The sequence below is a fragment of the Arthrobacter sp. FW306-07-I genome (assembly GCF_021800405.1).
Classification (GTDB): Bacteria; Actinomycetota; Actinomycetes; order Actinomycetales; family Micrococcaceae; genus Arthrobacter.
Map to the genome: position 1 here is coordinate 1,097,254 of NZ_CP084550.1, position 25,164 is coordinate 1,122,417.

At 61.2% G+C, this 25,164-nt stretch carries 19 protein-coding genes; 12 read left to right on the plus strand and 7 right to left on the minus strand.

The genetic code is table 11. From position 1 onward, the window contains the following. Positions 1 to 98 precede the first annotated feature (98 nt). Positions 99 to 1,757, minus strand: a complete 1,659-nt coding sequence (locus tag LFT46_RS05175) for a thiamine pyrophosphate-binding protein (RefSeq protein ID WP_236821469.1) — start codon at positions 1,755 to 1,757, stop codon at positions 99 to 101. A 281-nt stretch (positions 1,758 to 2,038) separates the two neighbouring features. Between LFT46_RS05175 and LFT46_RS05180 the strand changes: the two genes are divergently transcribed. Continuing rightward, complete coding sequence (locus LFT46_RS05180) at positions 2,039 to 2,971, plus strand: HNH endonuclease (RefSeq protein ID WP_236821470.1); 933 nt, start codon at positions 2,039 to 2,041, stop codon at positions 2,969 to 2,971. Between the two features lie 148 nt (positions 2,972 to 3,119). On the opposite strand, the gene LFT46_RS05185 is transcribed toward LFT46_RS05180, so the two are convergent. Next, positions 3,120 to 3,635 carry an Lrp/AsnC family transcriptional regulator gene (locus LFT46_RS05185; protein ID WP_236821471.1) on the minus strand — a complete coding sequence of 172 codons (516 nt, stop codon included), beginning with the start codon at positions 3,633 to 3,635 and terminating at the stop codon, positions 3,120 to 3,122. A gap of 93 nt (positions 3,636 to 3,728) precedes the next feature. Here LFT46_RS05185 and hisC point away from each other — a divergent pair, with 93 nt between their 5' ends. Both hisC and LFT46_RS05195 read left to right on the plus strand, forming a co-directional pair. Then, positions 3,729 to 4,820: a histidinol-phosphate transaminase gene (gene hisC, locus LFT46_RS05190; RefSeq protein ID WP_236821472.1), complete on the plus strand. Its 1,092-nt coding sequence runs from the start codon at positions 3,729 to 3,731 to the stop codon at positions 4,818 to 4,820. Between the two features lie 44 nt (positions 4,821 to 4,864). Further along, positions 4,865 to 6,277 (plus strand): amino acid permease, encoded by a 1,413-nt coding sequence (locus LFT46_RS05195; RefSeq protein ID WP_236821473.1) that lies wholly within the window; start codon positions 4,865 to 4,867, stop codon positions 6,275 to 6,277. A gap of 413 nt (positions 6,278 to 6,690) precedes the next feature. Here the strand turns inward: LFT46_RS05195 and LFT46_RS05200 are convergent, their stop codons facing one another. Both LFT46_RS05200 and LFT46_RS05205 read right to left on the minus strand, forming a co-directional pair. Continuing rightward, a complete protein-coding gene (locus LFT46_RS05200) occupies positions 6,691 to 7,803 on the minus strand; it encodes a GTP pyrophosphokinase (protein WP_236821474.1) in 1,113 nt (370 codons plus the stop codon). Between the two features lie 251 nt (positions 7,804 to 8,054). Beyond that, the gene (locus LFT46_RS05205) at positions 8,055 to 8,798 is read right to left on the minus strand and encodes a FadR/GntR family transcriptional regulator (RefSeq protein WP_236821475.1); all 744 of its coding nucleotides are present in this window, start codon (positions 8,796 to 8,798) and stop codon (positions 8,055 to 8,057) included. Positions 8,799 to 8,894: 96 nt separating this feature from the next. Here LFT46_RS05205 and LFT46_RS05210 point away from each other — a divergent pair, with 96 nt between their 5' ends. The 3 genes from LFT46_RS05210 to LFT46_RS05220 are packed head-to-tail and all read left to right on the plus strand — an operon-like array spanning position 8,895 to position 11,959. Continuing rightward, positions 8,895 to 9,773 carry a carbon-nitrogen hydrolase family protein gene (locus tag LFT46_RS05210; RefSeq protein WP_236821476.1) on the plus strand — a complete coding sequence of 293 codons (879 nt, stop codon included), beginning with the start codon at positions 8,895 to 8,897 and terminating at the stop codon, positions 9,771 to 9,773. Between the two features lie 9 nt (positions 9,774 to 9,782). Then, complete coding sequence (locus LFT46_RS05215) at positions 9,783 to 11,132, plus strand: APC family permease (protein WP_236821477.1); 1,350 nt, start codon at positions 9,783 to 9,785, stop codon at positions 11,130 to 11,132. Positions 11,133 to 11,179: 47 nt separating this feature from the next. Further along, positions 11,180 to 11,959, plus strand: a complete 780-nt coding sequence (locus LFT46_RS05220; RefSeq protein WP_236821478.1) for a carbon-nitrogen hydrolase family protein — start codon at positions 11,180 to 11,182, stop codon at positions 11,957 to 11,959. Positions 11,960 to 12,177: 218 nt separating this feature from the next. On the opposite strand, the gene LFT46_RS05225 is transcribed toward LFT46_RS05220, so the two are convergent. Beyond that, positions 12,178 to 12,315 carry a hypothetical protein gene (locus tag LFT46_RS05225; protein WP_236821479.1) on the minus strand — a complete coding sequence of 46 codons (138 nt, stop codon included), beginning with the start codon at positions 12,313 to 12,315 and terminating at the stop codon, positions 12,178 to 12,180. Between the two features lie 321 nt (positions 12,316 to 12,636). Between LFT46_RS05225 and LFT46_RS05230 the strand changes: the two genes are divergently transcribed. The 4 genes from LFT46_RS05230 to LFT46_RS05245 all read left to right on the plus strand — a co-directional run bounded on the left by LFT46_RS05230 (position 12,637) and on the right by LFT46_RS05245 (position 16,725). Then, positions 12,637 to 13,377: a hypothetical protein gene (locus LFT46_RS05230; protein WP_236821993.1), complete on the plus strand. Its 741-nt coding sequence runs from the start codon at positions 12,637 to 12,639 to the stop codon at positions 13,375 to 13,377. A gap of 511 nt (positions 13,378 to 13,888) precedes the next feature. Next, positions 13,889 to 14,275: a hypothetical protein gene (locus LFT46_RS05235; RefSeq protein ID WP_236821480.1), complete on the plus strand. Its 387-nt coding sequence runs from the start codon at positions 13,889 to 13,891 to the stop codon at positions 14,273 to 14,275. A gap of 157 nt (positions 14,276 to 14,432) precedes the next feature. After that, positions 14,433 to 15,239, plus strand: coding sequence for an aminotransferase class I/II-fold pyridoxal phosphate-dependent enzyme (locus LFT46_RS05240; protein WP_442863673.1), 807 nt, complete (start codon positions 14,433 to 14,435; stop codon positions 15,237 to 15,239). A gap of 46 nt (positions 15,240 to 15,285) precedes the next feature. Next, the gene (locus LFT46_RS05245) at positions 15,286 to 16,725 is read left to right on the plus strand and encodes an amino acid permease (protein WP_236821481.1); all 1,440 of its coding nucleotides are present in this window, start codon (positions 15,286 to 15,288) and stop codon (positions 16,723 to 16,725) included. Positions 16,726 to 17,343: 618 nt separating this feature from the next. On the opposite strand, the gene LFT46_RS05250 is transcribed toward LFT46_RS05245, so the two are convergent. Together LFT46_RS05250 and LFT46_RS05260 are read right to left on the minus strand one after the other, a co-directional pair. Then, positions 17,344 to 18,177 carry a hypothetical protein gene (locus LFT46_RS05250; protein ID WP_236821482.1) on the minus strand — a complete coding sequence of 278 codons (834 nt, stop codon included), beginning with the start codon at positions 18,175 to 18,177 and terminating at the stop codon, positions 17,344 to 17,346. Between the two features lie 762 nt (positions 18,178 to 18,939). Further along, positions 18,940 to 20,655, minus strand: a complete 1,716-nt coding sequence (locus LFT46_RS05260) for a hypothetical protein (protein WP_236821483.1) — start codon at positions 20,653 to 20,655, stop codon at positions 18,940 to 18,942. 284 nt (positions 20,656 to 20,939) lie between these two features. Here LFT46_RS05260 and LFT46_RS05265 point away from each other — a divergent pair, with 284 nt between their 5' ends. Beyond that, positions 20,940 to 24,059, plus strand: coding sequence for a DUF3427 domain-containing protein (locus tag LFT46_RS05265; RefSeq protein ID WP_442863689.1), 3,120 nt, complete (start codon positions 20,940 to 20,942; stop codon positions 24,057 to 24,059). Between the two features lie 222 nt (positions 24,060 to 24,281). Then, positions 24,282 to 24,659 carry a hypothetical protein gene (locus LFT46_RS05270; protein WP_236821485.1) on the plus strand — a complete coding sequence of 126 codons (378 nt, stop codon included), beginning with the start codon at positions 24,282 to 24,284 and terminating at the stop codon, positions 24,657 to 24,659. Positions 24,660 to 25,164 lie beyond the last annotated feature (505 nt).

Genomic DNA, 25,164 nt, shown 5'->3' on the forward strand with positions numbered 1-25,164 from the left:
GCCGGACGTAGATAGCAGCGGTTGTGTAAACGAGACAGATACATACATTACTTTTCTGCCATAAGAAACGGTTGCGGGCCCTCCGTTCCCAATGGATATTACCCCGCCACCACTGCCTTCGCCGCCCTCGTCGCGTTCATCCATTCAGTCAGCCACGGCGCCCGCACGCTGGAGGTGATCCGGCAGTCCGCAACAAAGGTTCCGCGAGCGCCGGCGGCGATCCATTCCTGCAGCGCGGACAGGTCATCAAGCGAGCGAATGACAGCCGACTCAGCTCCCAAAGCCCGCGCAACGCCGCTGAAATCAACCTCGGGGATCAGCATGGGCTTCTCGGTCAGGCCCTGCGAGCCGTATTGGTGGATCTCGGCCCCGTAGGCGGCGTCGTTGTAGATCACCACAATCGCGCTGCGGGCCGTACCGATCAGGGACTCGAGGTCGGGCAGGCCCATCAGGAAACCGCCGTCGCCCGAAGCCAGCACCAGGGTGCGGCCGTCCTCCACTGCGCGGGCGGCCCCGACGGCGCTCGCCAAGCCCAGCCCGATCGTCTGGTAGGCGGTCCCCACCATCACCAGGTCCTGCGGCCGCGGGATGTTCCAGTACATGGGCGCCCAGCCGATGAAGTGGCCGCCGTCCTGGACCACGGTGCGGCGCTCCGGCAGCACGGCGTCAAGGGCGGTGGCGAGGGCGCGCGGGTCCAGGCGCCCGTCCACAGTCACGTCCGAACCGGGGTCGTGCCCCGGTCCGGCAGCCAGGCGCTTCGAGGCTTCGGCGCGCCAACCAGCCGCAGCGGCCTCGCCGTCGAGCAGCGACAACAGCCGTGAAGCAGCGGCCTTCGCATCAGCCTGAACGAACAGGTCCACCCGTGGATTCGTCGGCTCCACCGCGGTGTCGATCTGGATAACGGTGCTGTCCGGGCCCAGCAGGTGCCCGAACCGCATGGTGAACGGGCTCAGGCTGGCCCCGGCCACCAGGACCACGTCGGCCTCGCCCATAAGTCCGGCCGCGGTGTCGGTGCCGAAACCGCCGGCGACGCCCAGGTACCCCTCGCCATTGAGGAGGTTGAGCGCGAGGGCGGTTCCGGCGGTCAGTGCGCCGAGCCGGTCGGCGAGTTCGCGGAGTTCCGGGCCGGCTCCGGCGAGGTGCGCACCGCGGCCGGCCAGGATCAGCGGGCGCCTGGCACCGGCGAGCAGGCGGGCCACCCGCGCAAGGTCCGTGCCGCCGTCGTCCGTCCCCTCCAAAGCGGACGGCTCGGGAAGGTCCTCGTCCCTGGCCTCGACCGCCGCGAGGTCGTAGGGGATGGCAAGGACGACGGCGGTGCGCCGGGTGAGTGCGTACTCCACCGCCTGCCGGGTGACGGCGCCCGCGGCGTCGCGGGTGACGGTGAAGGTGGCCGCGCCGAGTCCGGCAGCGATGGCCGCCTGGTCCACGTCCCAGGGCCGGGCGCCGCCGGTGGGCGCGTCGCCAGTGACCAGCACGACGGGGATCTGCGCCTGGACCGCCTCGGCGAGGGCGGTGAGCGCATTGGTGTAGCCGGGGCCGTAGGTGGTGGTGCCCGCGGCGAGCCGTCCCGAGGCCCGGTAGTAGGCGTCGGCCGCGGCGATGGCGGCGCCCTCATGCCGGACCGGGGTGAAGCGGAGGCCGTGCTTCTCGGCGGCGTCCAGGAAGTAGACGTTGCCGTTGCCCATGACGCCGAAGACGTCGCTGACATAGCTGCTGAGAACCTGTGCCACGCGGCCGGAGACGGTAATTGAAGTCATGCAGGAATCCTGTGACCCAGACCTTAGAATCGGCAAGAGGCAAGAGTTCGGCTGGGACTTTTGGCAGCAGAAGCGGGAAGGAGTGACAAAACGCCCACCTGTGGCGCGCATCACCGTGCCGAAGTGGGCCGACGGCTGACAGAGGACGATTCTGGGCTCGCGGAACCCGGTGCTAACGCCGGTCGAAGCCGTGTCCATGCTGGAACCCGGATCGGCAGCTCCGGGTTCTAAAGCGTCAGAGTGACCTTCCAGAATCGAACAGCGAAGCGGTATTCTGCAGAATGGCTGTTTGGATTATTGCCTCTGATTACGCCACCTACAGGAGCTTGGATGCCTTTCGAGCCCTTGAAGAAGTGAACTGGAGCGAGGCGCCCAACGCGCACATCGCTCCTGGCGACGTCGTTTACCTCTACATCACAAGACCGATCTCGGCGATCGGTGTCAAGTGCTGCGTGACTTCAGTCGGCCTTCCGGAACCGGAAATTGACGACAGTGAGTTTTGGGTAGATGAGCAAAGGTTGCTCGAGCGTATGAACGGTCGCACGTGGATGCGACTCAAAAGGGTGGCTGTTTTTAGTGATGAGCAGCGCGCCCTTCTGAAGGGGGCGGTGCTGGAGAGATATGGATTGCGTGGCGGGTTTGTGCAAAGTCGACAGCGTGCCACAGTTGAGCTGCTCGACTACATCGAGTCGGTCGAGCACGGAGGAATGCTTGTCGGCGATGACGCTGTTGCTGAATCGGCCGACTTCGATCCGGACCAAGTCGCGCAATTTAGTGGTCAGATAGCGCGAGACGATTATGGCGTGCCCGACCAGACCGCCAACGCCAAGACACGTGGCAGTGCGCAACGTGCATTCGCCGATACGGTTAAAAGCAATTACAACGGCCAATGCGCTATCACTGGCATTTCGACCCGTGAGTTTCTCGTCGCATCGCATATCGTGCCCTGGAGTGAAGCGCCAGAGATCAGGCTCGATCCAAGAAACGGGATCTGCTTATCCACCCTCGTAGATCGCGCGTTCGATGCGGGATTTCTTCAGATCGGAACGGATTACGTTGTTCGAATTGACTGGACGAAGATTGTTGGTGACGCGGTGTTAGGGGACGCATTGAAGGCATTTGATGGACGGCGTTTGACGATGCCAGAGCGACACGGACCACACCCGGAATACCTTTGGCGACGCCTTCAATTGAGTCCAACGCGGGCCCTCTGAACGTTGGGTGTACATCTCTCAACTATGGCCACTCGTGCCTGGGGTGCCTTTACCCAACTGTTGCGGATGCGCCCAAAGTAGACGATGTATGACAAGGGTCGGCTCCACGGTTGTGTGCCAGCGATGGTCCAGGTACTTCACCCGCAACTCACTCTGACGCTTGGACCGAAGGACGCGCTTCCTCCTTCGACAGCCGGCTGATCAGCCCGTCGTACCGGGGCGGCATGAGTTCCAGGATGGAGATGGCCGTGCTGGTCCGCTCGATTCCCTCGATCTCCAGGATCTCGTTGGTGATGCGGTAGAGGTCGGCGGTGCCGCGGGCCACCACCTTGGCCATGAGGTCCGCGTCGCCGGTGGTGGCGTGCACCTCGATGACCTCCGGGATCGCGGCGAGCCCGTTCTCCACCGAGCCGGTCCGCGTCTGGCTGATGGACAGCGAGAGGAAGGCCATCAGTTCGTACCCCAGCGCGGCTGGGTCCAGCCTGCGGCTGAACGAGCGGAGCGCGCCGCTGCGCTCCAGCCGCGCCAGCCGGGCGTGGACGGTGTTGCGGGCGACGCCGAGCGTCCGGGAGAGTGCCAGGGCGCTGGCTTCGGGGTCCTTGTCCAGGGCAAGGATGATCCTGCCGTCGAGGGAATCGAGAGTGCGAGAGTTCGCGATGGTCATATTTTCACCAGAGGTACTAGAAGTTGAGCAGAAGTCCCAAGCATCGGAGCCTACCTTGCATTGTGGTCCGGGTCACTTCCATGATCGGACTTCATGACCAGTGATCAGCTTGTTGCCGCTCCCGAAACTGCGTTGCCCACCCTGCGTGGCGCAGTGGCAGGCCTTCCGTCCTACGTGCCGGGCCGGCGCGGCGCCGGCGCGGACATCGCCGCCCTCGCCAGCAACGAAAGCCACTACGACCCCCTGCCCGCCGCCATTGCTGCGGTGACCGAAGCAGCCGGCAGGATGAACCGCTACCCGGACATGGCCGCCGTCGAACTCCGCGAACGCCTCGCCAGGCTCCTGGGCGTCACCGCCGACGAGGTGGCGGTGGGGCCCGGCAGCGTGGGCGTCCTGCAGCAGATCATCACCGGACTGTGCGACGCCGGGGACGAGGTGGTCTTCGCGTGGCGTTCCTTCGAGGCCTACCCCATCCTGGTGGAGCTGGCAGGCGCCCGGCCGGTCCGCGTCCCGCTGGACGAGGCCGAGGGCCACGACCTGGACGCCATGGCCACCGCCGTCACCGACCGCACCAAAGTCATCCTGCTCTGCACACCCAACAACCCCACCGGCGTGCCGATCAGCCACGACCGACTCGAGTCCTTCCTGCAGTCCGTCCGTTCGGACGTCCTGGTGGTGATTGACGAGGCGTACGTGGAGTACGCCGACGCGGGCCCTGACTCTCTGGCGCTCTACCGCCGGTACCCGAACGTTTGCATCCTGCGCACCTTCTCCAAGGCCTACGGGCTCGCCGGCCTCCGCGTGGGCTACGCCCTGGCGGCGCCGGCAATCGCTGAGGGGCTGCGCCGCACCGCCCTTCCCTTCGGCGTGAGCGCGCTGGCCCAGAAGGCGGCCATCGCGTCGCTGGATGCGGGGGAGGAGATGGAAGCGCGGGCTTCGGCGGTGAAGCAGGAGCGTGCCCGGATGGCCGCGGAGTTGGCAGCCCAAGGCTGGAAGCCGCAGCCGAGCCAGGGCAATTTCCTGTGGATCCGTGCCGACGGCGAGCTCCTGGCCACGCTGGTGGACGCGTTCGATGCCGCGGGCGTCCTGGTCCGGGCCTATCAGGGCGACGGCGTGCGGATCACCGTTGCCGACCCTGCCTCCAACAACCGCGTGCTCCGGCTTCTCGAAGCCCACGCCGCCTGAAGTTTTATCCCCAACAGTTCCACCTACAACTAAGAGGAATCACCATGGAACAACAGACAAAGATGTCTGCCCGCCCACTCGGCGCGGCCCTCAAGCCCCGCCAGCTCACCATGATGGGCCTGGGAAGCGCCATCGGCGCGGGCCTGTTCATCGGCTCCGGTGCGGGCATCCAGGCCGCCGGCCCGGCGGTGCTGATCTCCTACCTCGTGGCCGGCACGCTGATCATCCTGGTGATGTGGGCCCTCGGTGAGATGGCAGCCGCCAACCCCGACAGCGGCGCCTTCTCCGTCTACACCGCCAAAGCGTACGGGCCGGTGGCTGGCGCCACGGTCGGCTGGCTCTGGTGGCTGCAGCTGGTGGTGGTCATCGCGGCCGAGGCGCTCGGTGCGGCAGGCCTGCTGGCCACCATCTTCCCGGCGCTGCCGGTGTGGCTGATGGCCTTGGTGTTCATTGTGGTGCTCACCGCCGTGAACCTGACCAGCGTGAAGAATTTCGGTGAGTTCGAGTTCTGGTTTGCACTGCTGAAGGTGGCGGCGATCGTTGGTTTCCTGCTGGTGGGTGCCGCCCTGCTGGTCGGCTGGTTGCCGGGCGTGCAGTCGCCGGGCCTGACCAACTTCACCGGTGCCGGTTTCGCGCGAAGTGGTTTCGCCGGGATCGCCACGGCGCTGTTCGTGGTGGCGTTTGCGTTCGGCGGCACCGAGATTGTGTCCGTGGCGGCAGCCGAGACGGCTGAGCCGGCCCGCAGCGTGAAGAAGGCAGTCCGGACGGTGCTGTGGCGGATCCTGGTGTTTTACATCGGTGCCATCTTCGTGATCGCGGCCGTGGTTCCGGTGGGTTCGGCGGGGCTGAAGAGTCCGTTTGCCGCTGTATTGGAGGCTGCCGGCATGCCCGGCGCGGCGACTGCCATCACGCTGGTAGCTGTTGCGGCTCTGCTGTCCGCGCTCAACGCCAACCTTTACGGAGCGTCCCGGATGGCCTACTCGCTTGCCGAGCGCGGTGAAGCACCGCGTTGGCTCGCTTCGGTTTCGAAGGCACGGGTTCCCGTTGTTGCAGTTCTGGCCAGCGTTGCCTTCGGCATTGTCACGGTGGTGCTGGAGCTGGCCTTCCCGGAGAAGGTCCTTCCCGTCTTGCTCAACATCGTCGGCTCCACCTGCCTGCTGGTGTGGACATCGGCGCTCCTGGCCCAGCTCGCGCTGCGCCTCCGAGCCGACCGCCTGGGCACGGAACTGCCCCTGCGGATGCCTGGTTTCCCGTGGCTCTCGGGCCTGGGTCTGGTGATCCTTGCGGCGATCTTCACGGTGGGGTTCATCGGCGAGGACTCCCGTCCCCAGCTGCTGAGCACGTTCGGGCTCGTGGCGGTTCTTGCAATGGGGTGCTGGGTGAATCACAGGTCCGGAAAGGTCACAGGACCGGTTGGAGCTTCGGACGATGACAAGCATCCGGTGCTCGTCGACTAATGAAAGCCGAGCCATAAACGGTCCGGGCGGGGTGTCTTTCAGAGGCGCAAGCTCGGATGCTTGCGCCGACTTTTGGAGGGGCCAGAAAGCCTGCAGGCCCCCGCCGTCTGCAGGGTTCCTGTCTGTGGCTGGACCTATCAGCCTCAGCAGCCCTGAAGAAGGTCAGGGCGTCAAGTGAGGGCAGGGCTAGCGGCGAACCGTTAGCCCTGCCTACTATGGCGGCAGCCGAGACCGCTTACGAGGGTTCTTGGTCGCCGTAGCTGTAGTCAAACGCTATGCGTGTGCCACCTGCTAGTTTTTTTGTGAAGCCCAGGATGCGGAAGCACGACGTTGCCTGCGCATTGCGCTCCAGCCTGTGCGATGTCCTTTGCGCGTTCCTGGGAACAGTGATTGCCTGCTGAGGAACGGCTACCTCATTGTAGTTTCGGCCCGGGGTGGAGTGGGCCAAGCTCCTGAAGAACAGCGCCCCAAACGTGGATCCTGTTCGCGGAATCTTCATCTAGGAGCTCTTTGCCACCGGCCATCAACCTGATCGCACGGAGCACATGGAAGATGTAAAAAAGACCGATGCCCCGTGGAAGCCCCTTATCCGTATATTCGTCTTGCCAACCGAGATCGTCTTCGGTGTCCACGGCGAACCAAAGTTCGGCGTATCGAACCACGTGCTTGCGCATGGACCGTATGAGGTCCCGCAAGACCGGCATCTCAGTAATGCCCATGTCATTAAGCTCCCGAATCCGCCATGACATGTAAGTCCCGGAAACCTCGGCTTCTAAGCCTAATTGCGCCGCTTCGGCAACTTCTGAATCTAGAAGCCGGAACTCTGGGTCGGCTGTCGCCATAGCAACTAGCGTTGCTTCGTCAATCTCCAGACTGTCCGGGCTGTATGTAGCTTGCTGCTCGGCATCCTCACGGTACTTGCCAACTGCATTCCGAAGGGCTTCGAAATCCCTGTCCGCCATCTCAAGAAGCGACGCAAGCATTGCGAAGCTACGTTTGTGCTTATTAGGGATTCCCTCCGCAACTTTGTAGCCGAGGTCGTGTTCGATCTCTGCCCAGGCGTGCTGAAGTATGGACCGAATTTGAATCTCGAAGACCGTGTCTTTGAACATGGAGTACTCACTCATCTCAGAGCGTGCCGCGGTGATCGACGCGATGTAGTGAAGGGACATGTAGCCGAAGGCTGTGGGGTCGTGAGCGGCTCGTTTATCAACTGAATGCTCCGGGTCTACCGAAAACTCGCGCTCAATTACCTCCCCAACTTTGTCGACTTCGTCGGCGAAATAGCAGATGACACGTAGGCCGAGAACATCGGTAAGGGATTCGTATCCCGTGTACCGCTGTTGGTTCAAGCTGATTTTACGATTGGCGCTGTCTTCGTCCTTGACTCGGAACGTCACGGTGTGAAAGCGGATACCACTGACAGTGAGGCTGTGCTTGATCAAGTCAACCAACCTCTGCCCTAACCCATCAAGCTCGTGAATGACGTTTCGGTAGTTGCTGCTAGACGCTTGCCTCTTGTTCACGGACCGACTCTAACTGATCACGATGGGCAAGCCCTCCGCAGTGCCGGGACCACACGTATCGTGTACTGCCTTTAGACGAAGTCCGGGCCGTCTGGTAGTGCATCGTAAACGAAAGCTGGCACCAGTCGTTGACCGGATGACTACTCAAGTATCATAGGCAGACTCCTGCGCTTCGATCTTGGCTTCTCCCGAATTCGGGTGGCTGCCGACGCAGAAGTGGACGGAAGCGGCCCTTCGTTAGTCGACTTAGACTAGGCCCCCGTCAGCCCCATAAACATCGTCCGGTGCAGGATGTCCACGTGCTTCCGGGCCACCTCCACCGCTTCCTCTACGCGGCCGGCACGGAGGGCTGCCACCAAAGCGATGTGGTCCTGGTTGGATTTGTGCAGCTTCTCGATCGGGTAGGGGATGAAGTAGTCGTAGAGCTCGGCGAGCGTCTCGTGATAAACCTCGACAGCGGAGTCCAGACATGACGCCGTGCCCACCAGTTGATGGAACTGCTCGTCCATCCGGTGGTAATAGGACCAATCGGTCGCCTCAGCCATTTCCCGTGTCAGCCGCTCAAGCTCGTCCAGCTGCTCGTCAGTTGCATTGACCGCCGCATAGTGCGTGACGGCGCATTCGAACAGCAGGCGCCGGTCCACCAGCCGGTTCACGGCCTGGGACTCTGCTGGCGACGCCGACAGCGACGCCAAGACATCCGTAGGCGGCGAGTCCGCCACGAACGTCCCGCCGGCCCGGCCGCGCCGCCGAACCACCACGCCCTGTTCAGCCAGGCTCGCCAGCGCTCGGCGGGCCGTGATCGGGCTGACCGAAAGACCCAACGCCACGTCCTCCTGGTCCGGCAACCGCTCGCCAGGCTTCAACAGCCCCAGCGAAATCGCCATCCCGATCCGCATCCGCACAGCGTCCATCGCACTGCGCCGCTCCATCGAGGGCATTCTGCCCGCACCAAGGCGGGCGGGTTCGGCGGTGTCCTCCAGCTGATCCGTCATATCCGCAACTTTACGGCCCACGCCAGCCCCCTTCCCTTTATTTGATCATTCTGATCTAATATAACCCGGATCACACCCCACAGCGGAGAAAAACCCATGCAGCGCATCCTTCCCCTCATCGCCGCCCAGTCCCGGCCGCGGCTCATTGGCGAGCCCGTCTCGGCGTTCGCCGATGAGGTCAAAGCAGCCCTCGAAGCCCAGCAGCACAGCAAGCTGGTCGTCTTCCCCGAGCTGCACCTCTTCGGCGACCAAAACCCGGACCTGCAAAGAACCGAAATGCTCCAGGCGAGCGCCGAGCCCCTGGACGGCCCACGCGTCAAAGAACTCCAACAGCTCGCCAAAGACCTCAACATCTGGCTGGTCCCCGGCAGTGTCTGCGAACGCGGCCCCCAAGGCCAGCTGTTCAACACCCAGCTGGTCCTGTCCCCCGAAGGGGAGCTCGCCGGCTACTACCGGAAGATCTTCCCCTGGCGCCCGTTCGAGCCCTACGATCCAGGCGACCGGTTCACCACCGTGGACCTGCCCGGCATCGGCAGGGTCGGCCTGAACATCTGCTACGACGCCTGGTACCCGGAGGTGTCCCGCCAGCTCGCCTGGATGGGCGCCGAGGTGATCCTCAACGTCGTCAAAACCACGACGCCGGACCGGAAACAGGAGCTCGTCCTCGCCAAGGCGAACGCGATCGTGAACCAGGTGTTTATGGTCAGCGTCAACTGCGCCGGCCCCACCGGCCAGGGCAGGAGCATCATCGTGGACCCGGAGGGCAACACCCTCGCCGAAGCACCTGATGACCAGCCGCAGCTGCTCACCGCGGAACTGGACCTCGCCGCCGTCGACCAAGTCCGCACGCACGGCACGGAGAACCTCAACCGCCCCTGGTCGCAGTTCCGCGAGGGGGAGCCCGCCGTCGAACTCTCCGTCTACCAAGGCCGGATCAATCCGGCCACCTGGACACCGCCGTCCTACAAGCCCTAAGGAAACACCGTGACAACAACCCTCACCCGCACGCTGAAGCTGCCCTCGCTGGTCCTGTTCGGGCTGGCGTACCTGACCCCGATCATCGTCCTGGGGATCTTCGGCATCATCGCCGAAACCACGGGCGGCGCCGCGCCCGCCGCGTACCTGGTGGCGCTCGTGGCCATGCTGTTCACCGCGCACAGCTACGGCCGGATGGCCGTCGCCCACCCCGTGGCCGGCTCCGCCTACACCTACGTCCGCCGCTCCATCGATCCCCGGGTAGGGTTCCTGGTGGGCTGGGCCGTCCTGCTGGACTACCTCTTCCTGCCCATGGTCATCTGGCTCATCGGCGGCTCCTACCTGACGGCCCAGTTCCCCGGCATCCCCATCGGCGTCTGGATCGTGGGCTTCATCGTGATCACCACGCTGCTGAACATCCTGGGCATCAAGGTGGCGGACAAGGCCAACTACGTCCTGATGGCGTTCCAGCTGCTGGTCCTGGTGTTCTTCGTGGCGCTGGCCATCGGCAACGTGGTGTCCGCCAACGGCGCCGGGGGACTGGCCAGCGGGCAGCCGTTCTTCAATAGCACCGCCAGCTTCACCACTATCTCCGCCGGCGCCGCCATCGCCGCATACTCGTTCCTGGGGTTCGACGCCGTCACCACCCTCACCGAAGAAACCATCAACCCGCGCCGGACCGTGCCGCGCGCCATCATGCTGGTGGCCCTGATCGGCGGCGGCATCTTCGTGACGGTGTCCTACGTGACCCAGCTGGTCCACCCCGGCGGCGTGTTCGAGGACTCGGCGTCCGCGGCCAGCTCCATCGCCCTGCAGATCGGCGGGCAGCTGTTCGGCGCCGTGTTCCTGGCCGGCCTGGTGGTGGCGCAGTTCGCCTCCGGCCTCGCCGCCCAGGCCAGCGCCTCCCGGCTGCTGTACGCGATGGGCCGCGACTCCGTCCTGCCCAAGGCCGTCTTCGGCAAGCTCAGCGAGAAGTTCCACACCCCGGTGGCGAACCTGGTGGTCACCGGCATCGTTGGCCTGATCGCGATCTTCCTGGACGTGGCCACCTCGACGTCGTTCATCAACTTCGGTGCCTTCACCGCCTTCACGCTGGTGAACGCCTCGGTGGTGTTCCACTACGTGCGCCAGCGGCGGGCCGGGCAGCAGCTGAACCCGGTGTCCTACGTGGTGGTCCCGGTGATCGGCGCCATCATCTGCGCCTACCTGCTCTCCCAGCTGGACAGCAACGCCATTACGCTGGGGGTGTCCTGGCTGGTGCTGGGCGTGGTGGTCCTGGCCCTGATCACGCGGGGTTTCAAGGCGGCGCCGCCGGAGATGACGGCGACAGAGAAGGCGACGGTCGAGGCGACTGCCTGAGCCTGTCTGTTTGTAGCGTGGCTTTCGGGCCAAGGGAAGGAACTCTTGTGAGGATAGCGCTGGGGCAGCTGGAGTCGGGCGCCGACATCCGGGCCAACCTCGCCGCGATCGACCGGTTCGCCGCCGAGGCAGCGCGCGACGGCGCCGCGCTGGTCGCCTTCCCGGAGTACGCCACCTACGAAAAGAAGAAGGTGGACGCGACGTTCCCCCAGGTGGCCGAGCCGCTGGACGGACCCGTCTGCCGGGAGCTCGGCGCCACCGCCCGCCGCCACCGCATCGCGCTGGTGGCGGGCGTGGTGGAAACCTCGGACGAGCCGGGCCGGGCGTACAACACACTGGTGGCGTTCGGGCCCGACGGCGGCCGGCTGGCGTCCTACCGGAAAATCCACCTTTTCGACGCGCAGGGCTTCGGGGAGTCGACGTTCATCAAGCCGGGTGAGTTCCTTGGGCCTGTTGTGTTTGAGCACGGGGGAGTGCGGTTCGGGCTGATGACCTGCTACGACCTGCGGTTCCCGGAACTCGCCAGGTCACTGGCCGACGCCGGCGCGCAGGTCCTGCTGGTCTGCTCATCCTGGGTGCCGGGCGAGCACAAGACGGAGCAGTGGCTGGCACTGAATGCGGCACGGGCGATCGAGAACAGCGTGTACGTGGCGGGGGTGTGCCAGGCGCCGCCGGTGTCCGTGGGGCGGAGCGTGCTGGTGGATCCGATGGGAGTTGTTGAGGCTGACCTTGGGCTGGAGTCTGGTGTTCGGGCGGTGGAGATTTCGCTGGAGACGGTGGAGCGGGTGCGGGAGTCGTTTCCGATGTTCCGGCAGCGGCGGCTGTAGCTGGCGCGCCGGGGCGAGTCGATCAAATCGTTCGGGTCCTGCCTCAACCGCTCGGGTGAGTTTACGAAATCTTTGTGGCAGGACCGGTACCGAGCCTTGGAGCGGGCGAGAGGGCGCTGTCTCCCTCGAATGACTTCTGCACCTTCCACGAGGCAACAAGGCTGGCAGCTGCAGTAGATTGTTCCGTTCCCCTTTCGACGGTTGCCACCGTCAAGCGGCTAGGCTTGGCGCGAGAACCAATCAGCAGGAAAGGCTTCAAGCGTGAAATTGCAGGGCCAGTTAGTCGACAAGCTGCCGCTAAAAGAAGCGGCAAAGAGGTCAATAAATCCGCCAGGCTCATTGATGCCTCTGCTCATTTCGCAACGTTGCCTGAGTAACGCCACTGAAGAACTTGCCGCGCAGACGGGTGCTCTGGTCAAGTCTCATTACTCGCCAGTAGTGGAAACGATCACAATGCCTAAGAGGGTGCATGGGCCAAGACCGATAACTATCCTCCCGCCTGAGGCGAGGGTGCTCTACGAAGCCTTGGTGCAGGAACTTGAACCACACCTCCCTGCTTCGTCACGAGACATTGACATTGATGACACCGCAAGTTTGGTACAGACGATTCTGTAGATCCGACAGTCTACATCGTTGACTTCGACATAGCCGCATTTTACGAATATGTTGACCACAGGATACTAGCCGAAGAGTTACTGATGCAGACTATGAACGCTTCCGCAGTATCTGCGCTCAACGACCTTTTACATGAAATGTTCCCGCGCAAAATTGGCATTCCTCAAGCAATGCAACCCAGTCATCGCATTTCCGATGCATACATTCAAAAGTTAGAGCGACGGCTCGTGCGCAAGGGATTTTCTGTCCACAGGTACGTCGATGACTTTCGGCTTATTGCCGCAGATCAAAGCGCAGCACATGATGCCATAGAGTTTGCCGTCGATATGGCTAGAGAGATTGGCCTAGTGCTGGCGGATGGGAAGACTAAGCTGGCGCCAAAGCGGCGAGTTAGAGAAGACATAGATGAAATCAATCGTGCATTCGATGAGTTTCGAAGCCAAGCTGAGGACGAACTCTGGGCTGTAGAAACCGAGAGAATGGGTTATGACGACGAGCCATTCTTTGACGTTGACGATGACGATGACGACTTGGCGGAGCCGGACGAGGACGAGATCGACTTCGTATCTCTGAGCAGAGTCATTGAAGACTGGAGCCGCGGGGAAGAGTCCATGCGCGGTGTCCATGCTCATTTCGGCCCCGGTACCCTGAAGCGTCTCCAGTCGGCAACAAGCCGGCTAGAAGACGACTGGCTTGTCAAGATCACCGAGCGTGAGCCCATCAGACTCTATGAGGTGATTTCCTACTTACGCCGACGGTCAGAAATGGATCAAAATTGGGCTGCCTTGAGGCGCTTGACCTAACTGCCGCGTCAAAGCTCATGGGCGAAGTTGTGGATGGTCGGGCTGGCGAGCCAATTAACTGCAGGCGCCTCTGAACATGAACAGCAAATCTTAGATTGGGTCAAACAGCTGTTGCAAGACAGGCACGAGACGGTTAGGGCCGAAGCGGCTTGGTACCTGTCAAGACGCAGGTCCATTTCAACGGAGGAGTTGTCGGAGATCTACATGCAAGCGTCTGATGTTACTAGAGTTGGTGTCGCCGCCTGTGTCGGATCCCTGGATGGAAATACTGCGAGCCAGGTTGGAAAGGCCATCCAAGGAGACTCAAAGCTGTGCAAGGCTGCCTATAACTGGGGCTCCAAATATGTTGATTAGTGCTTCGGCGCATTTGCTCACAGAAGACACCGTTAGGGCACTGAACCGCGTTAGTTCCCGATGGGAGAATGACGTAAGTGGACAGATCGTAGCAGTGTCGTCCAGAGTTGAGGCGCTAGCAGATCGGTTTATCGATCTGCTGATACGAGAATCGGGCGTGGACTCCACTCAATTGGGAAAGAATTTGCTCCAGGAATATGGCGATTCGTTTCATCAGTCTTGGCTGGCAAGGAATAGAGTTCTTAAAAGCGGATTTGGAATCCAAGCGGGAAGTATGCCCGCATGGCAAGATATGGAATTGGTTATTGAAGTTCGAAATGCCATTGTCCACGGTGATGGCAGTCTGACTAGTAGGCAAGCAAAAGACCCTGCCTCGCTGATAATTATGCGGAAGAGAATGGCCAAGCTCTTGCGCTCGGATATCCAAGGCCGACTAGTGCGACTGAACGATGAAGCGGGTGTCCTCAGCGCGGAGATCGCCATAAGATATGCGACTTCTTTGGATGAATTAGTATCTGCGGTCCGCCCTGCCTTCGTTGAATGACGGTGCGCGGAAAGTGAAGACATGTAGTGGCAATGCTACTGCGCCATAAGCCCTAGCTGGTTCTGAAACTGATAAAAGTTGAGGCCTTCGGGCGAGAGCCAGTTCATGCAGATGGCTGGGCGTCACCCCGGAGGAAGTAGCGGTAGATCCGGGCAGCGTGGGCGTCCTCCAGCAGATCATCACCGGACTGTGCGACGCCGGGGATGAAGTGATCTTCGCGTGGCGTTCCTTCGAGGCCTACCCCATCCTCGTGGAGCTTGCGGGCGCCCGGGCGGTCCGCATCCCGTTGGACCATCTTGAGGGCCACGACCTTGACGCCATGGCAGCCGCCGTCACCGAACGCACCAAGATCATCCTGCTCTGCACCCCCAACAACCCGACAGGCGTCCCGATCAGCCATGACCGCATCGAGGCCTTCCTGCGCGCCGTCCGCTCGGACATCCTCGTGGTGATCGACGAGGCCTACGTGGAGTATGCCGAGGCCGGGAGCGGCCCCGATTCCCTGGCGCTCTACCGCGAGTACCCGAACGTCTGCATCCTCCGCACCTTCTCGAAGGCCTACGGACTGGCCGGCCTGCGGGTGGGATACGCCGTGGCGGCGCCGGAGATCGCCGAGGGACTGCGCCGGACTGCCCTTCCCTTTTCGGTGAGCGCGCTGGCCCAGAAGGCTGCCATCGCATCGCTGGACGCGGGGGAGGAGATGGAGGCGCGGGTCGCCGTCGTGAAGCAGGAGCGTGCACGGATGTCTCGGGAGCTGGCAGCCCGGGGCTGGAAGCTGGAGCCGAGCCAGGGCAATTTCTTGTGGATCCGTGCCGACGACGAGCTCCGGACCAGGCTGATGGAGGCGTTCGACGGCGCCGGCATCATGGTCCGGGCGTATCAGGGCGACGGCGTGCGCATCACCGTTGCTGACGCCGCCGCCAACGACCGCGTGCTCCGGATCCTGGCAGCCCACGCAGCCTGAACCTTAATCCCAAAATCCGTTCCACCTACTGACTAGAGGGATCCCCATGGAACAACAGACAAAGACGTCTGCCCGCGCGCTCGGCGCGGCCCCCAAACCCCGCCAGCTCACCATGATGGGGCTCGGAAGCGCCATCGGCGCGGGCCTCTTCATCGGCTCCGGCGCGGGCCTCTTCATCGGCTCCGGCGCGGGTATCCAGGCGGCCGGCCCGGCGGTGCTGATCTCCTACCTCGTGGCCGGCACCCTCATCATCCTGGTGATGTGGGCCCTCGGCGAGATGGCCGCCGCCAATCCGGACAGCGGTGCCTTCTCCGTGTACACCGCCAAGGCTTACGGGCCGGTGGCCGGCGCCACGGTGGGCTGGCTCTGGTGGCTGCAGCTTGTGGTGGTCATCGCGGCGGAAGCGCTTGGCGCGGCAGGCCTGCTGGCCACCATCTTCCCGGCCCTGCCGGTGTGGCTGATGGCCTTTGTCTTCATTGTGGTGCTCACCGCCGTGAACCTGACGAACGTGAAGAACTTCGGCGAGTTCGAGTTCTGGTTTGCGCTGCTCAAGGTGGCGGCGATCGTCGGGTTCCTCCTGGTGGGCGCGGCGCTGCTGTTCGGCTGGCTGCCGGGCGTCCAGTCGCCGGGCCTGGCCAACTTCGCGGGCGAAGGATTCGCGCCCAGCGGGTTCGCGGGGATTGCCACGGCACTGTTTGTGGTGGCGTTCGCGTTCGGCGGCACCGAGATCGTCTCCGTGGTGGCAGCCGAGACAGCCGAGCCCGCGCGCAGTGTAAAGAAAGCGGTCCGTACAGTGCTGTGGCGCATCCTGGTCTTCTACATCGGAGCCATCTTCATCATCGCGGCCGTTGTACCCGTTGGTTCTGAGGGGCTGAAGAGCCCGTTCGCCGCCGTGCTCGAGGCGGCCGGTATGCCCGGTGCAGCCACCACCATCACCCTGGTGGCCGTCGCAGCACTGCTCTCCGCGCTCAACGCCAACCTTTACGGCGCCTCCCGGATGGCGTACTCCCTGGCCGAGCGGGGTGAAGCACCTCGCGTGCTAGCTGCGGTGTCCAAGGCGCGGGTCCCGGTGGTCGCAGTCCTGGCCAGCGTCGCGTTCGGTGTTGTCACGGTGGTGCTGGAACTGGCTTTCCCCGAGATGGTCCTTGGCGTTCTGCTGAACATCGTGGGCTCAACCTGCTTGCTGGTGTGGACGTCCGCGCTCCTGGCCCAGCTTGCCCTGCGCCTCCGCGCCGACCGTGAGGGAACGGCCCTTCCGCTGCGGATGCCAGGCTTCTTGTGGCTCACGTGCTTCGGCCTCGTTATTCTGGCGGCGATCTTCACGGTGGGCTTCATAGGCGAGGATTCCCGTCCCCAGCTCCTGAGCACCTTCGCGCTCGTGGCGCTTCTGGCGGTGGCGAACTGGCTCCACCACCGTGGAGGGCGGAAGGTTGCGCCCGCTGCTGAGCCTTCGGACGGTGCCAAACAGTCGGTGCTCCTCGACTGAAACAAAAGTCTTAAACCCGCAGGTTTACAGCACGAGGGGCGCGTCTGGCTTTATCCGGGCGCGCCTTTCTGCAACTCATGCTAGGCAGTTCTACAAACTCGATATTCACGGCAGAGAACAAGTTGCAGCTGCGAAGATAACCGAAGAGGTCTCTACAGTGCGCATGTTAGGCGCCGGAGAGTTTGCTTCCAGGACCGGGTATGTCCTTAGGGAAGCCCGAGCAGGAACAGAACTTGAAGGACGGAGTGAGGTCATCGCCCTTAACGGAGGGCAGCATAAGTCAATCCCTTTATGTCGGAAGTTGACTCCTTCTATTGAGGCCGCCCTTGAGCGAGTAAGAGTAGTAGCGGAAAGCCAAAACCCTGGGCCTCGTGACTGGCACGGTGCTTGGAGAAGGTCCTTGGCAAACTTTGAGGAGCGCGGCCCTCCGTGCTACAGTGTGGATGTCCTCAGGGGCAATGAGCGTGTGACTTGGTCTCTTGTCGGTTCGCGACCGAACGTTCAACGGAAACGGGCAGATCCGGGTGTCAAATCCCGGCGTCTCGAAAGAGGCGTAGCTTAAGCAAAGCTCCCGCTTTTCTTATTGAAGGGGCTGACTCGAGTAGTCGGCCCCTTCAATTATGTAACGGCGAACCCGGCCTTGCTCATGGCAGTCTCTAGTTCATTGGAAGTTAGCGATATAGGGCCATACTCACGGCGCGCTAAACCCGTCACTTGTCGGAACTGCTGTTTGATATTGCCTGGTCTGCGGTCGAGTTGCCAGTCAGACACAACTAATTCTGCCCACTTTTCACGCTTGATCGTAGCCTGTAGATGGACGTTTGCCTCCTCAGCTAGTCGTTTAGTGAGTGCGAGAATTCCGATTAGCTCGGGAACACCAAGAGTCACATACTCGTCCTTCCTATACCGAGTGAAGGCAACGCCTGTAATTTTCTCCCATGCCTCGTGAGTAGATTGTGGAGTCCCACTGATCACGTCCTCTAGTTTGCTGGTGGCTCGTCCCGCTTGATGGATGTGCGTATTGCGTGCGAGCCGCACAAGGTGGAATAACCTCAGCGAGTCATCGGTGAAATTGGAGCCAATGGTGGTTTGGAAAAGTTCATGCATGTCCGCCATGCCAACGTTTTTCAAACTCGTATTACTCTTACCCAGTAGCCGCAGCATGCCAATTATCAAATCTTCATGCAAAGCAAGAACGCGGGGAACGGCCAGGATGCCGAGTAGATTTTCCGCATTCTCCAATACCGCTCTAGCCTTATCAGTCGTAAGGTTGAATCGCTTGATATGTGGAACAGCGGGGAAGATTTTGCTCAGTTCTAGATTTGATCCTTGAGTCAGGAATAGTGTTTGGGACGCGAGATTTGCTCCGGCCAACAGCCCCATCATTGTGTCATTGGCTTGGATTCGCTGCTCAACATATTCGCGGTAATGTCGATACCTTACTATTTGCATGCTTCCGATCGTGGCACATGCGGGGCCATGTTTACAGGCGACACGGCCGCGCAGCAGCGCCCTTGACTTGAAGAGGGCAACATAACTCGGGACCAGGTTGAATGACGCGAGGACGGACGATAATGCGGCAGGAAATTACAGCCGTCTAAGTCGTATGGCAAGATGAAGGCAGTAGTATCCCGGCAGAACCAACTCAGGGCCGCTATACGTACATATTTAGGTGGCCGTCCTGGGAGGCCGAGCAGCGTAGTAAGGCCCTGTACTGAATCGCCATTTGGAACGGACCCAAGTTCCGCGCAATGCTGCTTTCTACGGCGAAGCGACGATGACCCTGGCGATCCTCTGCTTTTCGACGAGAACTTTGAAGTCACCTTGCTGGGCGAGGTAGGTGTCGGTGACGGTCGAAAAGTGAGCCATGGTGACGGTTGAAGACTGAGCCACCCGTTCCAAACGATTGGGTGGGTGATCACAGTGGAGGATTGGGCGCTTATTCGGCGGTTGCATCTGGCCGAGGGTGAGTCGATGAGATCGATAGCGGCGCGGTTGGGGATCTCCAGGAACACGGTCGCGAAAGCAGTCAGCGCTGACAGTCCGCCGACCTGCGTCCGGCCCAGCAGCACCGCACGAATCGCCGGTTCCACAGCCTTGATCCCGGAGTCCTGTCCGGAGGACTTCAACACCAAGCTCGGCCAGTGGTTGCCGAAGGCCAAACCCAGAATGGAGCGGCCTCTTAAGCGATGTGAGCGGTCGCGGGTCTTTAATTTAAGGCCGAGAGTCTACTTCTGCACGAAGAACGCCTTCTGCCGCCACCATTGCCTTCCAAACCTCAGGCATCACCATTGCAACTTTGCTAAGTCGTTTGGCCGAAGCAGCAGCAAGCCAGCGGATTAGGCTGACCTGGGTGAGTGGCTGGTTAAAGCGGAAGTCGGAATCTAGGTCTCCTGCCGCGCTAAGGGCCTCGGTCATGCGCAGCCGCGCTTCACTTGAGTCATGAGTGAAGTAGTTTCGAGCCGCCCGAAGCACGCCATATAGGAGATTTGCTGAATTCGGTAGTGCATCTAGCTCTGCCTGTACATCCGGCGACAGCCATCCATCAGCATTCGTTAGGCCGCCATCCGATAACGTCCTGTCCAAGTACATGTCGGTTAGAACCGAGTCCCAATCTACCGGTGATGACGTCAACGCTGCTCGCTGTCGCCTTCCTAGAGTTGGTGCAGTGGGATCGAGGCGGCGATCAAGTGAGGACGGATCTGTGAAGATCATTTCCCGTAGCCATTCGCGTCGATTGATCTCGAAGGCGCCAGCGTAGTTAACAAGGAAACTACGAATTAGCGGGTCGCGCACATCAGCCGTCGGCGAGCTTGAAATCTCTTTCATTTTGTCCGTCATATCTCGTCGCGTGATATGTAGGAGTTCCGCGCTGATATTTTGTGCTCGTCGTCCGTTTTGGGGTTTGCTCAGTTCTTCTGTTGGAGTTGTCCCCGCGCGCATGGCAGCCGCCCAAGAACCATATTTGTTACGGATCGAAACCCCCGCTGGCCAGGTTCGTCCCGCACGATATTCCCGCTGGCGCCACACATCGTAATCCGATGCGCTTGTGCGATTATCAATTGCGCTGCTAGCGGCAATGTAACTGCGGAGGGCTTGGGGGTAGGCATTCTCCTGAAACAACAGCAGGCCTCTCGCCCGACCGCGCTTCCCGGGTGAAATACCAAGAGCGGTCATCGCATCACCCCAGTAACCTTTGCCTATACGCTTCATGACTGTTTGCGCGTCGGCAGGCCAGGCATGCTGAGCGCTTCCTAAATTTTGTGACTTTATGAAGGGGGCGCGAACTGAAGTGTAGCGGACTTTCGTGAGTTCTAGCTCACGTGCTAGGGAGAGCTCTTTGGTCACTACACATATAGCGATAACCTTTGAAATCTCATCTTCTGATACTCCGCGTTCCTCAAGCGCGAGGCGCAAACCAGAAGCTTCCTCCACATCGACCCCGATCAAGGCGGCGCCGGGGTCAGGGGACAAACCGAGACTAAGGCCACAGATATACCAGACGCCACTTTCAATTACAGAATCTGAAAAGTGGTGCGGGTCCTTCTTCCGTGAAAAAGAAATTCCACTGTTGTCGAGCGCGTATCGCACCGTTTCTTCCGGGACGCGGGGATAGAGGAGAGAGAATCGGTCAACTATGTCTTGTTTAGAAGCTCCATCAGCAGCAAGCGCAAGTATGCTTGCCGAATGCTCGGACCAAAAAGCCGATGCCTTGGCTGATCCCGCCTCTAGCCGCATCTGGGCTCGCGCAGCGCGTGCCTCGGAAGCCTCCACTTCACCACGCGAAGCGAGAATTTGCTGGACACGCCCTTTCGACAATCCTATGTCGTCGGCGATGCTTTGCATGGTTTGTCCTGCACGGTACTGTGCTGCAATAGCGTCATCGCGACCGAGATTCACGGCCTCGGCGTTAGCTTCGAATGGCGCCAATTGCTTACCTCGGTCCCAGAAGTGCGATGGAGTCTTTGTTGTGTGACGAACCCACGCTGCTGAAGTTTGGGCCGCGATCGAACAGTACCATTCTGCAGCCCTTGTCGCCGAGAATCCCCTTTAGGAATCTGTCGGCAGACTAGGGCTGCACGGACGTGATAGACGATTAGAAGCTGACTCGTCTATCACATCTGAACTTGGTTCAAGCAGGACTTTGAATCATTTTCAGGATCCAATAGCCTGACACAGTGAATAATTCCATTGGGGGAAGGGCGGCGGAGCGGCTGTCTGAGGGGTTATATGAACTGCTCAACACGGACGCACTCGGGAATGTGCTAGGCAGTGAGTTGGAACTTCAGCCCATCTTCGCGAACATTGAAGACCAAGACGTACCCGACAGTCTCTCTCGCTACGTCGCAGACGCTGTCCGCCAAGCTCTCATTGCGGCCAAGCCAGCCGAGAGAGTCGGAATGGCCAACCGACTCCTTCAAGAATTGAAGACATCGGATCGCATCGCGGAAGGTCCCACTCAACTCACGTCCCTTCACCGCCTTGACGCGCTCAAACGCCGTCAGCTTCGTCGGCCCACCACCAGGCTCAGCGATTCTGCGCTTCTCACTAACAGCAAGGACGATCCGAATCTCGCAGCCGAGCTCAGGGCGGAAATGGAGTCCGCCAACACGGTCGACCTCCTATGCGCCTTCATTCGCTGGACCGGTCTGAGGCTCCTGCAGCCAGCCCTCGAACAGCTCAAGGATCGTGGTGCGAAGCTCCGAGTAGTCACCACCACCTATATGGGTGCCACTGAACGCCGGGCCATTGACGAGCTCGTCAACCGGTACGGAGCCGAGGTGAAGATCAGCTACCAAACACAGGCAACCCGGCTTCACGCCAAAGCCTGGCTATTTCGCCGCAACACGGGCTTCGACACCGCCTACGTCGGCAGCTCCAACCTGAGTCAGGCTGCCCTACTTGATGGGCTTGAATGGAACGTCCGGCTCAGTTCCGTCGCAACGCCGGCCCTCCTACAGAAGTTCGAGGTCACCTTCGACAGTTATTGGGAGCAGCGGGCCTTCCAGAGCTACGACCCGGATCGCGACGGCGAAAAGCTGGACGCCGCACTGGAACGCAACGGCGGCCGGCGCACCGCGGCATCTGATGCCGCCACTGGTCTTGAGGTCCAGCCGTTCCTCCATCAGGAGGAGATGCTGGAGGACCTGGAAGCAGAGCGCCTCAAGGGCTTCAACCACAACCTGCTGGTCGCCGCCACGGGCACCGGAAAAACCGTCATCGCAGCGCTGGACTACAAACGGCTAAGCCAAGCTGCCGGCAGAAGCTTGAAGCTACTCTTCGTAGCCCACCGGCAGGAGATCCTGAAACAGGCGATGCGCACCTACCGCGACGTCATGCAGGATGGCGCCTTCGGCGAACTCTACGTGGGGGAGCACAAGCCGCAAGAGTGGAAGCACATCTTCGCCTCGGTCCAGTCACTTTCCTCGCTCGGGGTCGAGCAGCTGAAACCGGACTTCTTCGACGTCGTGGTCATCGACGAGTTCCACCACGCTATGGCACCCACTTACCGTCGCCTGCTGGACCACCTGAAACCGCAGCAGCTTCTAGGGCTTACGGCGACACCGGAACGCGGCGACGGAGTTGACGTCGCCAAGCAGTTCTTCGATGGCCGCACCGCCAGTGAACTGCGGCTTTGGGACGCCCTGGATGCCGACTTGCTAGTGCCGTTCCACTACTTCGGGGTCTCGGACGACATCGACCTGAGCCGGTTGGAATGGAAGCGCGGCAACTACGACACTGCCCAGCTGAGTGCCCTCTACACCGGAAACGACGCCCGCGCTGCCAAGGTGATTCGCGAACTCAGGGACAAGGTCACCAGCACTGAGCAGATGCGGGCTATCGGCTTCTGCGTCTCGGTGCAGCACGCGCACTACATGGCTGGGGTCTTCAACCGGGCGGGCATTGCCTCCGTGGCCGTCGACGGCACCACAGACAATGTTGACCGCGAGGAAGCCCTGCGGCGCCTGGGCAAGCGGGAGCTCAACTGCATCTTCGCCGTCGACCTTTTCAATGAAGGCCTGGACCTGCCGCAGGTGGACACCATCCTGCTGCTCCGGCCCACGCAGAGTGCCACGGTCTTCCTCCAGCAGCTGGGACGTGGGCTGCGTCGTGCTGAGGGCAAAGCGGTGCTGACGGTCCTGGACTTCATCGGTCAGCAGCGCCGTGAGTTCCGCTTTGATCTGCGCTACCGGGCGCTGACCGGCTATGGACGCAAGGAGCTGGAAAAGGCTGTCGAGGACGAATTCCCGTACCTGCCGTCCGGCTCCCAGATCCTGCTGGACCGGGTGGCGCAGAAGGTGGTCCTGGACAACATCAAGGCACAGCTGCGGTTCAACCGGGCACAGCTGGTCCGGGACATCGCTTCGTACGCGGAGACGGAGCTGGAAGCTTATCTGGAGCGGTCGGGGAACGATGTGAAGTCGATTTACCGTTCGACCAGGGACTCGTGGACCGGCTATCTCCGGCAGGCAGGGCTGATTGAAGGGTTCTCACCGTTGGAGACCGTGCTGCGCGGGAAGATCGAGGAGCTGTCGGACGCGGAGGAAAAGAAGCTGCTGGGCCGCATGGCCGCGCTGATTCACGTGGACGATCCGGAACGCGCCGCTGCGTATTCCATGCTCGTTGCTCCCGACGCACCCCGCTACAAGGAGCTGGGCATGCGCGAACAGGCTTTTGCACGCATGCTTTTTTACACACTGTGGGATGACGGCGGCGGATGCAAAACGTACGACGACGGACTGGACCTTCTGCGCGGCTACCAGTTTGTGTGCCGCGAGATCCGCCAGATCTTGAAGCTTGGAGTTGCTGCATCGAAACATGCAGCAAAGAGCCTTGGCTCGGGACTGCAGCACATCCCGCTGCTCTCGCACGCCACCTACCGGCGCGAGGAGGTGCTGGCGGCGCTGCAGTACGGCTCGCTGGAGCAGGGAAGGAACGTCCAGCACCGCGAGGGCGTTGCGTGGTGTCCAGCGACGTCTACCGACGCTTTCTTTGTCACCCTGAACAAGGATGACAAGAAGCACTCGGCGACCACGATGTACAAGGACTACGCCATCAGCCCGGAGCTGTTCCACTGGGAATCACAGAATGCGACGTCTCCGACGAGCCCGACCGGTCGGCGCTACCTAAACAGACTGAAGCACGAGTCCCATATCCTGCTCTTCACCCGGAACAGCGCCGAGGACGAGACCGGCTTGACCGTGCCATACACGTGCCTTGGCCCGGTCGACTACGTTCAGCACTCAGGGGGCAAGCCCATTGCCATCACGTGGAAGCTCTATAGGCCGATGCCGGCTGATGTGTTTGCGACGGCGGCCGCCGTGGCGCAGTAGTGGGGCGACCGCCATGAAGGGATCACTGGAGGGATCACATTAGGCGCAGTGCCGCCTAAGATTCGGATAGAACTGGAAGTCCCAGTCCTTCTTATCCCAGTGGGGGCAATAATGCCGTATTTTTTCAATCACCCGAGATACGAATACCTATTCTCGGGCCTAAGCGCATCAGGTTTCTCGGGAACGTGGATTGAATCTGATAAACACATATGCCAAAAGTTCGTGTCTCAGATCGAGAACAAGCGCTTCATGTGGGAGGGGTTAGTGCGTGAAGATTACTCTCACGTGTTTGCATCGACACAAAACCTCCGAGATATTGCCGTAGCAACCCAGGACGGCCCATCTAGCCCCGGTGCGCGCCGTCGAATCAAAGAGGTCGGAGTTGCTTGCAAGAGCTTCGCAACCGCATACGGAAAGCTCAAGGACGAGTCGCTGGAGCTTTCCTTCCTCTCGCTTAGGGCGGTCATCGGAAGAAATACTGCGGCCCTAGTTGGGCGCTATGAACTTGATTTTGGGGAAGATCTTGGACCATTCGAAGAGGCAGCAAGTGAGTTGATTCAACAATGGATTAAAGAAGAAAAAATCTTCGGTACGTCTTAGCATTCTCCCAGCATTTAGACCCGGACGACCTCTTTGCAGTTGGGCTGCCGACGCCCACAAGGGTCGGTGCTAGCTTCCGGCAGGTCGGGTCTTCTGTTTGTATCTCTACCGTTTCTTCCCACCGTATCGTCTGCACGTGAACGTCTGAGCTTGCTACTAGCGCGGGACAGGGCGGCGGGAAGTGGCTCGTGGTGCACAACGACGAGTTCAAACCTCGCCGGGTTGATATCTATGCTCACAGGGTTGGGGTTCACACACGTCTTAGGAAAGGTGGCGAAGGCGCATGGGTGAACATGCCGGGAGACTGTAATAAGAGGAACGTGCATCTCTCGGAGAACCTCCGATTGATGAAAATTTGCAAATTCTATCTTGCTTCTTCGAACCCTGGAATCCTAGGGCCTCTCCGTTACTCTCCAAGTTCCACCCCTGTCAATGGCCCGTTGTTTCTGCCCACGGGCGGCCACTAAAAGTGCCCGCTGGTGGCCAGTAAAACTGCCCGGTTATG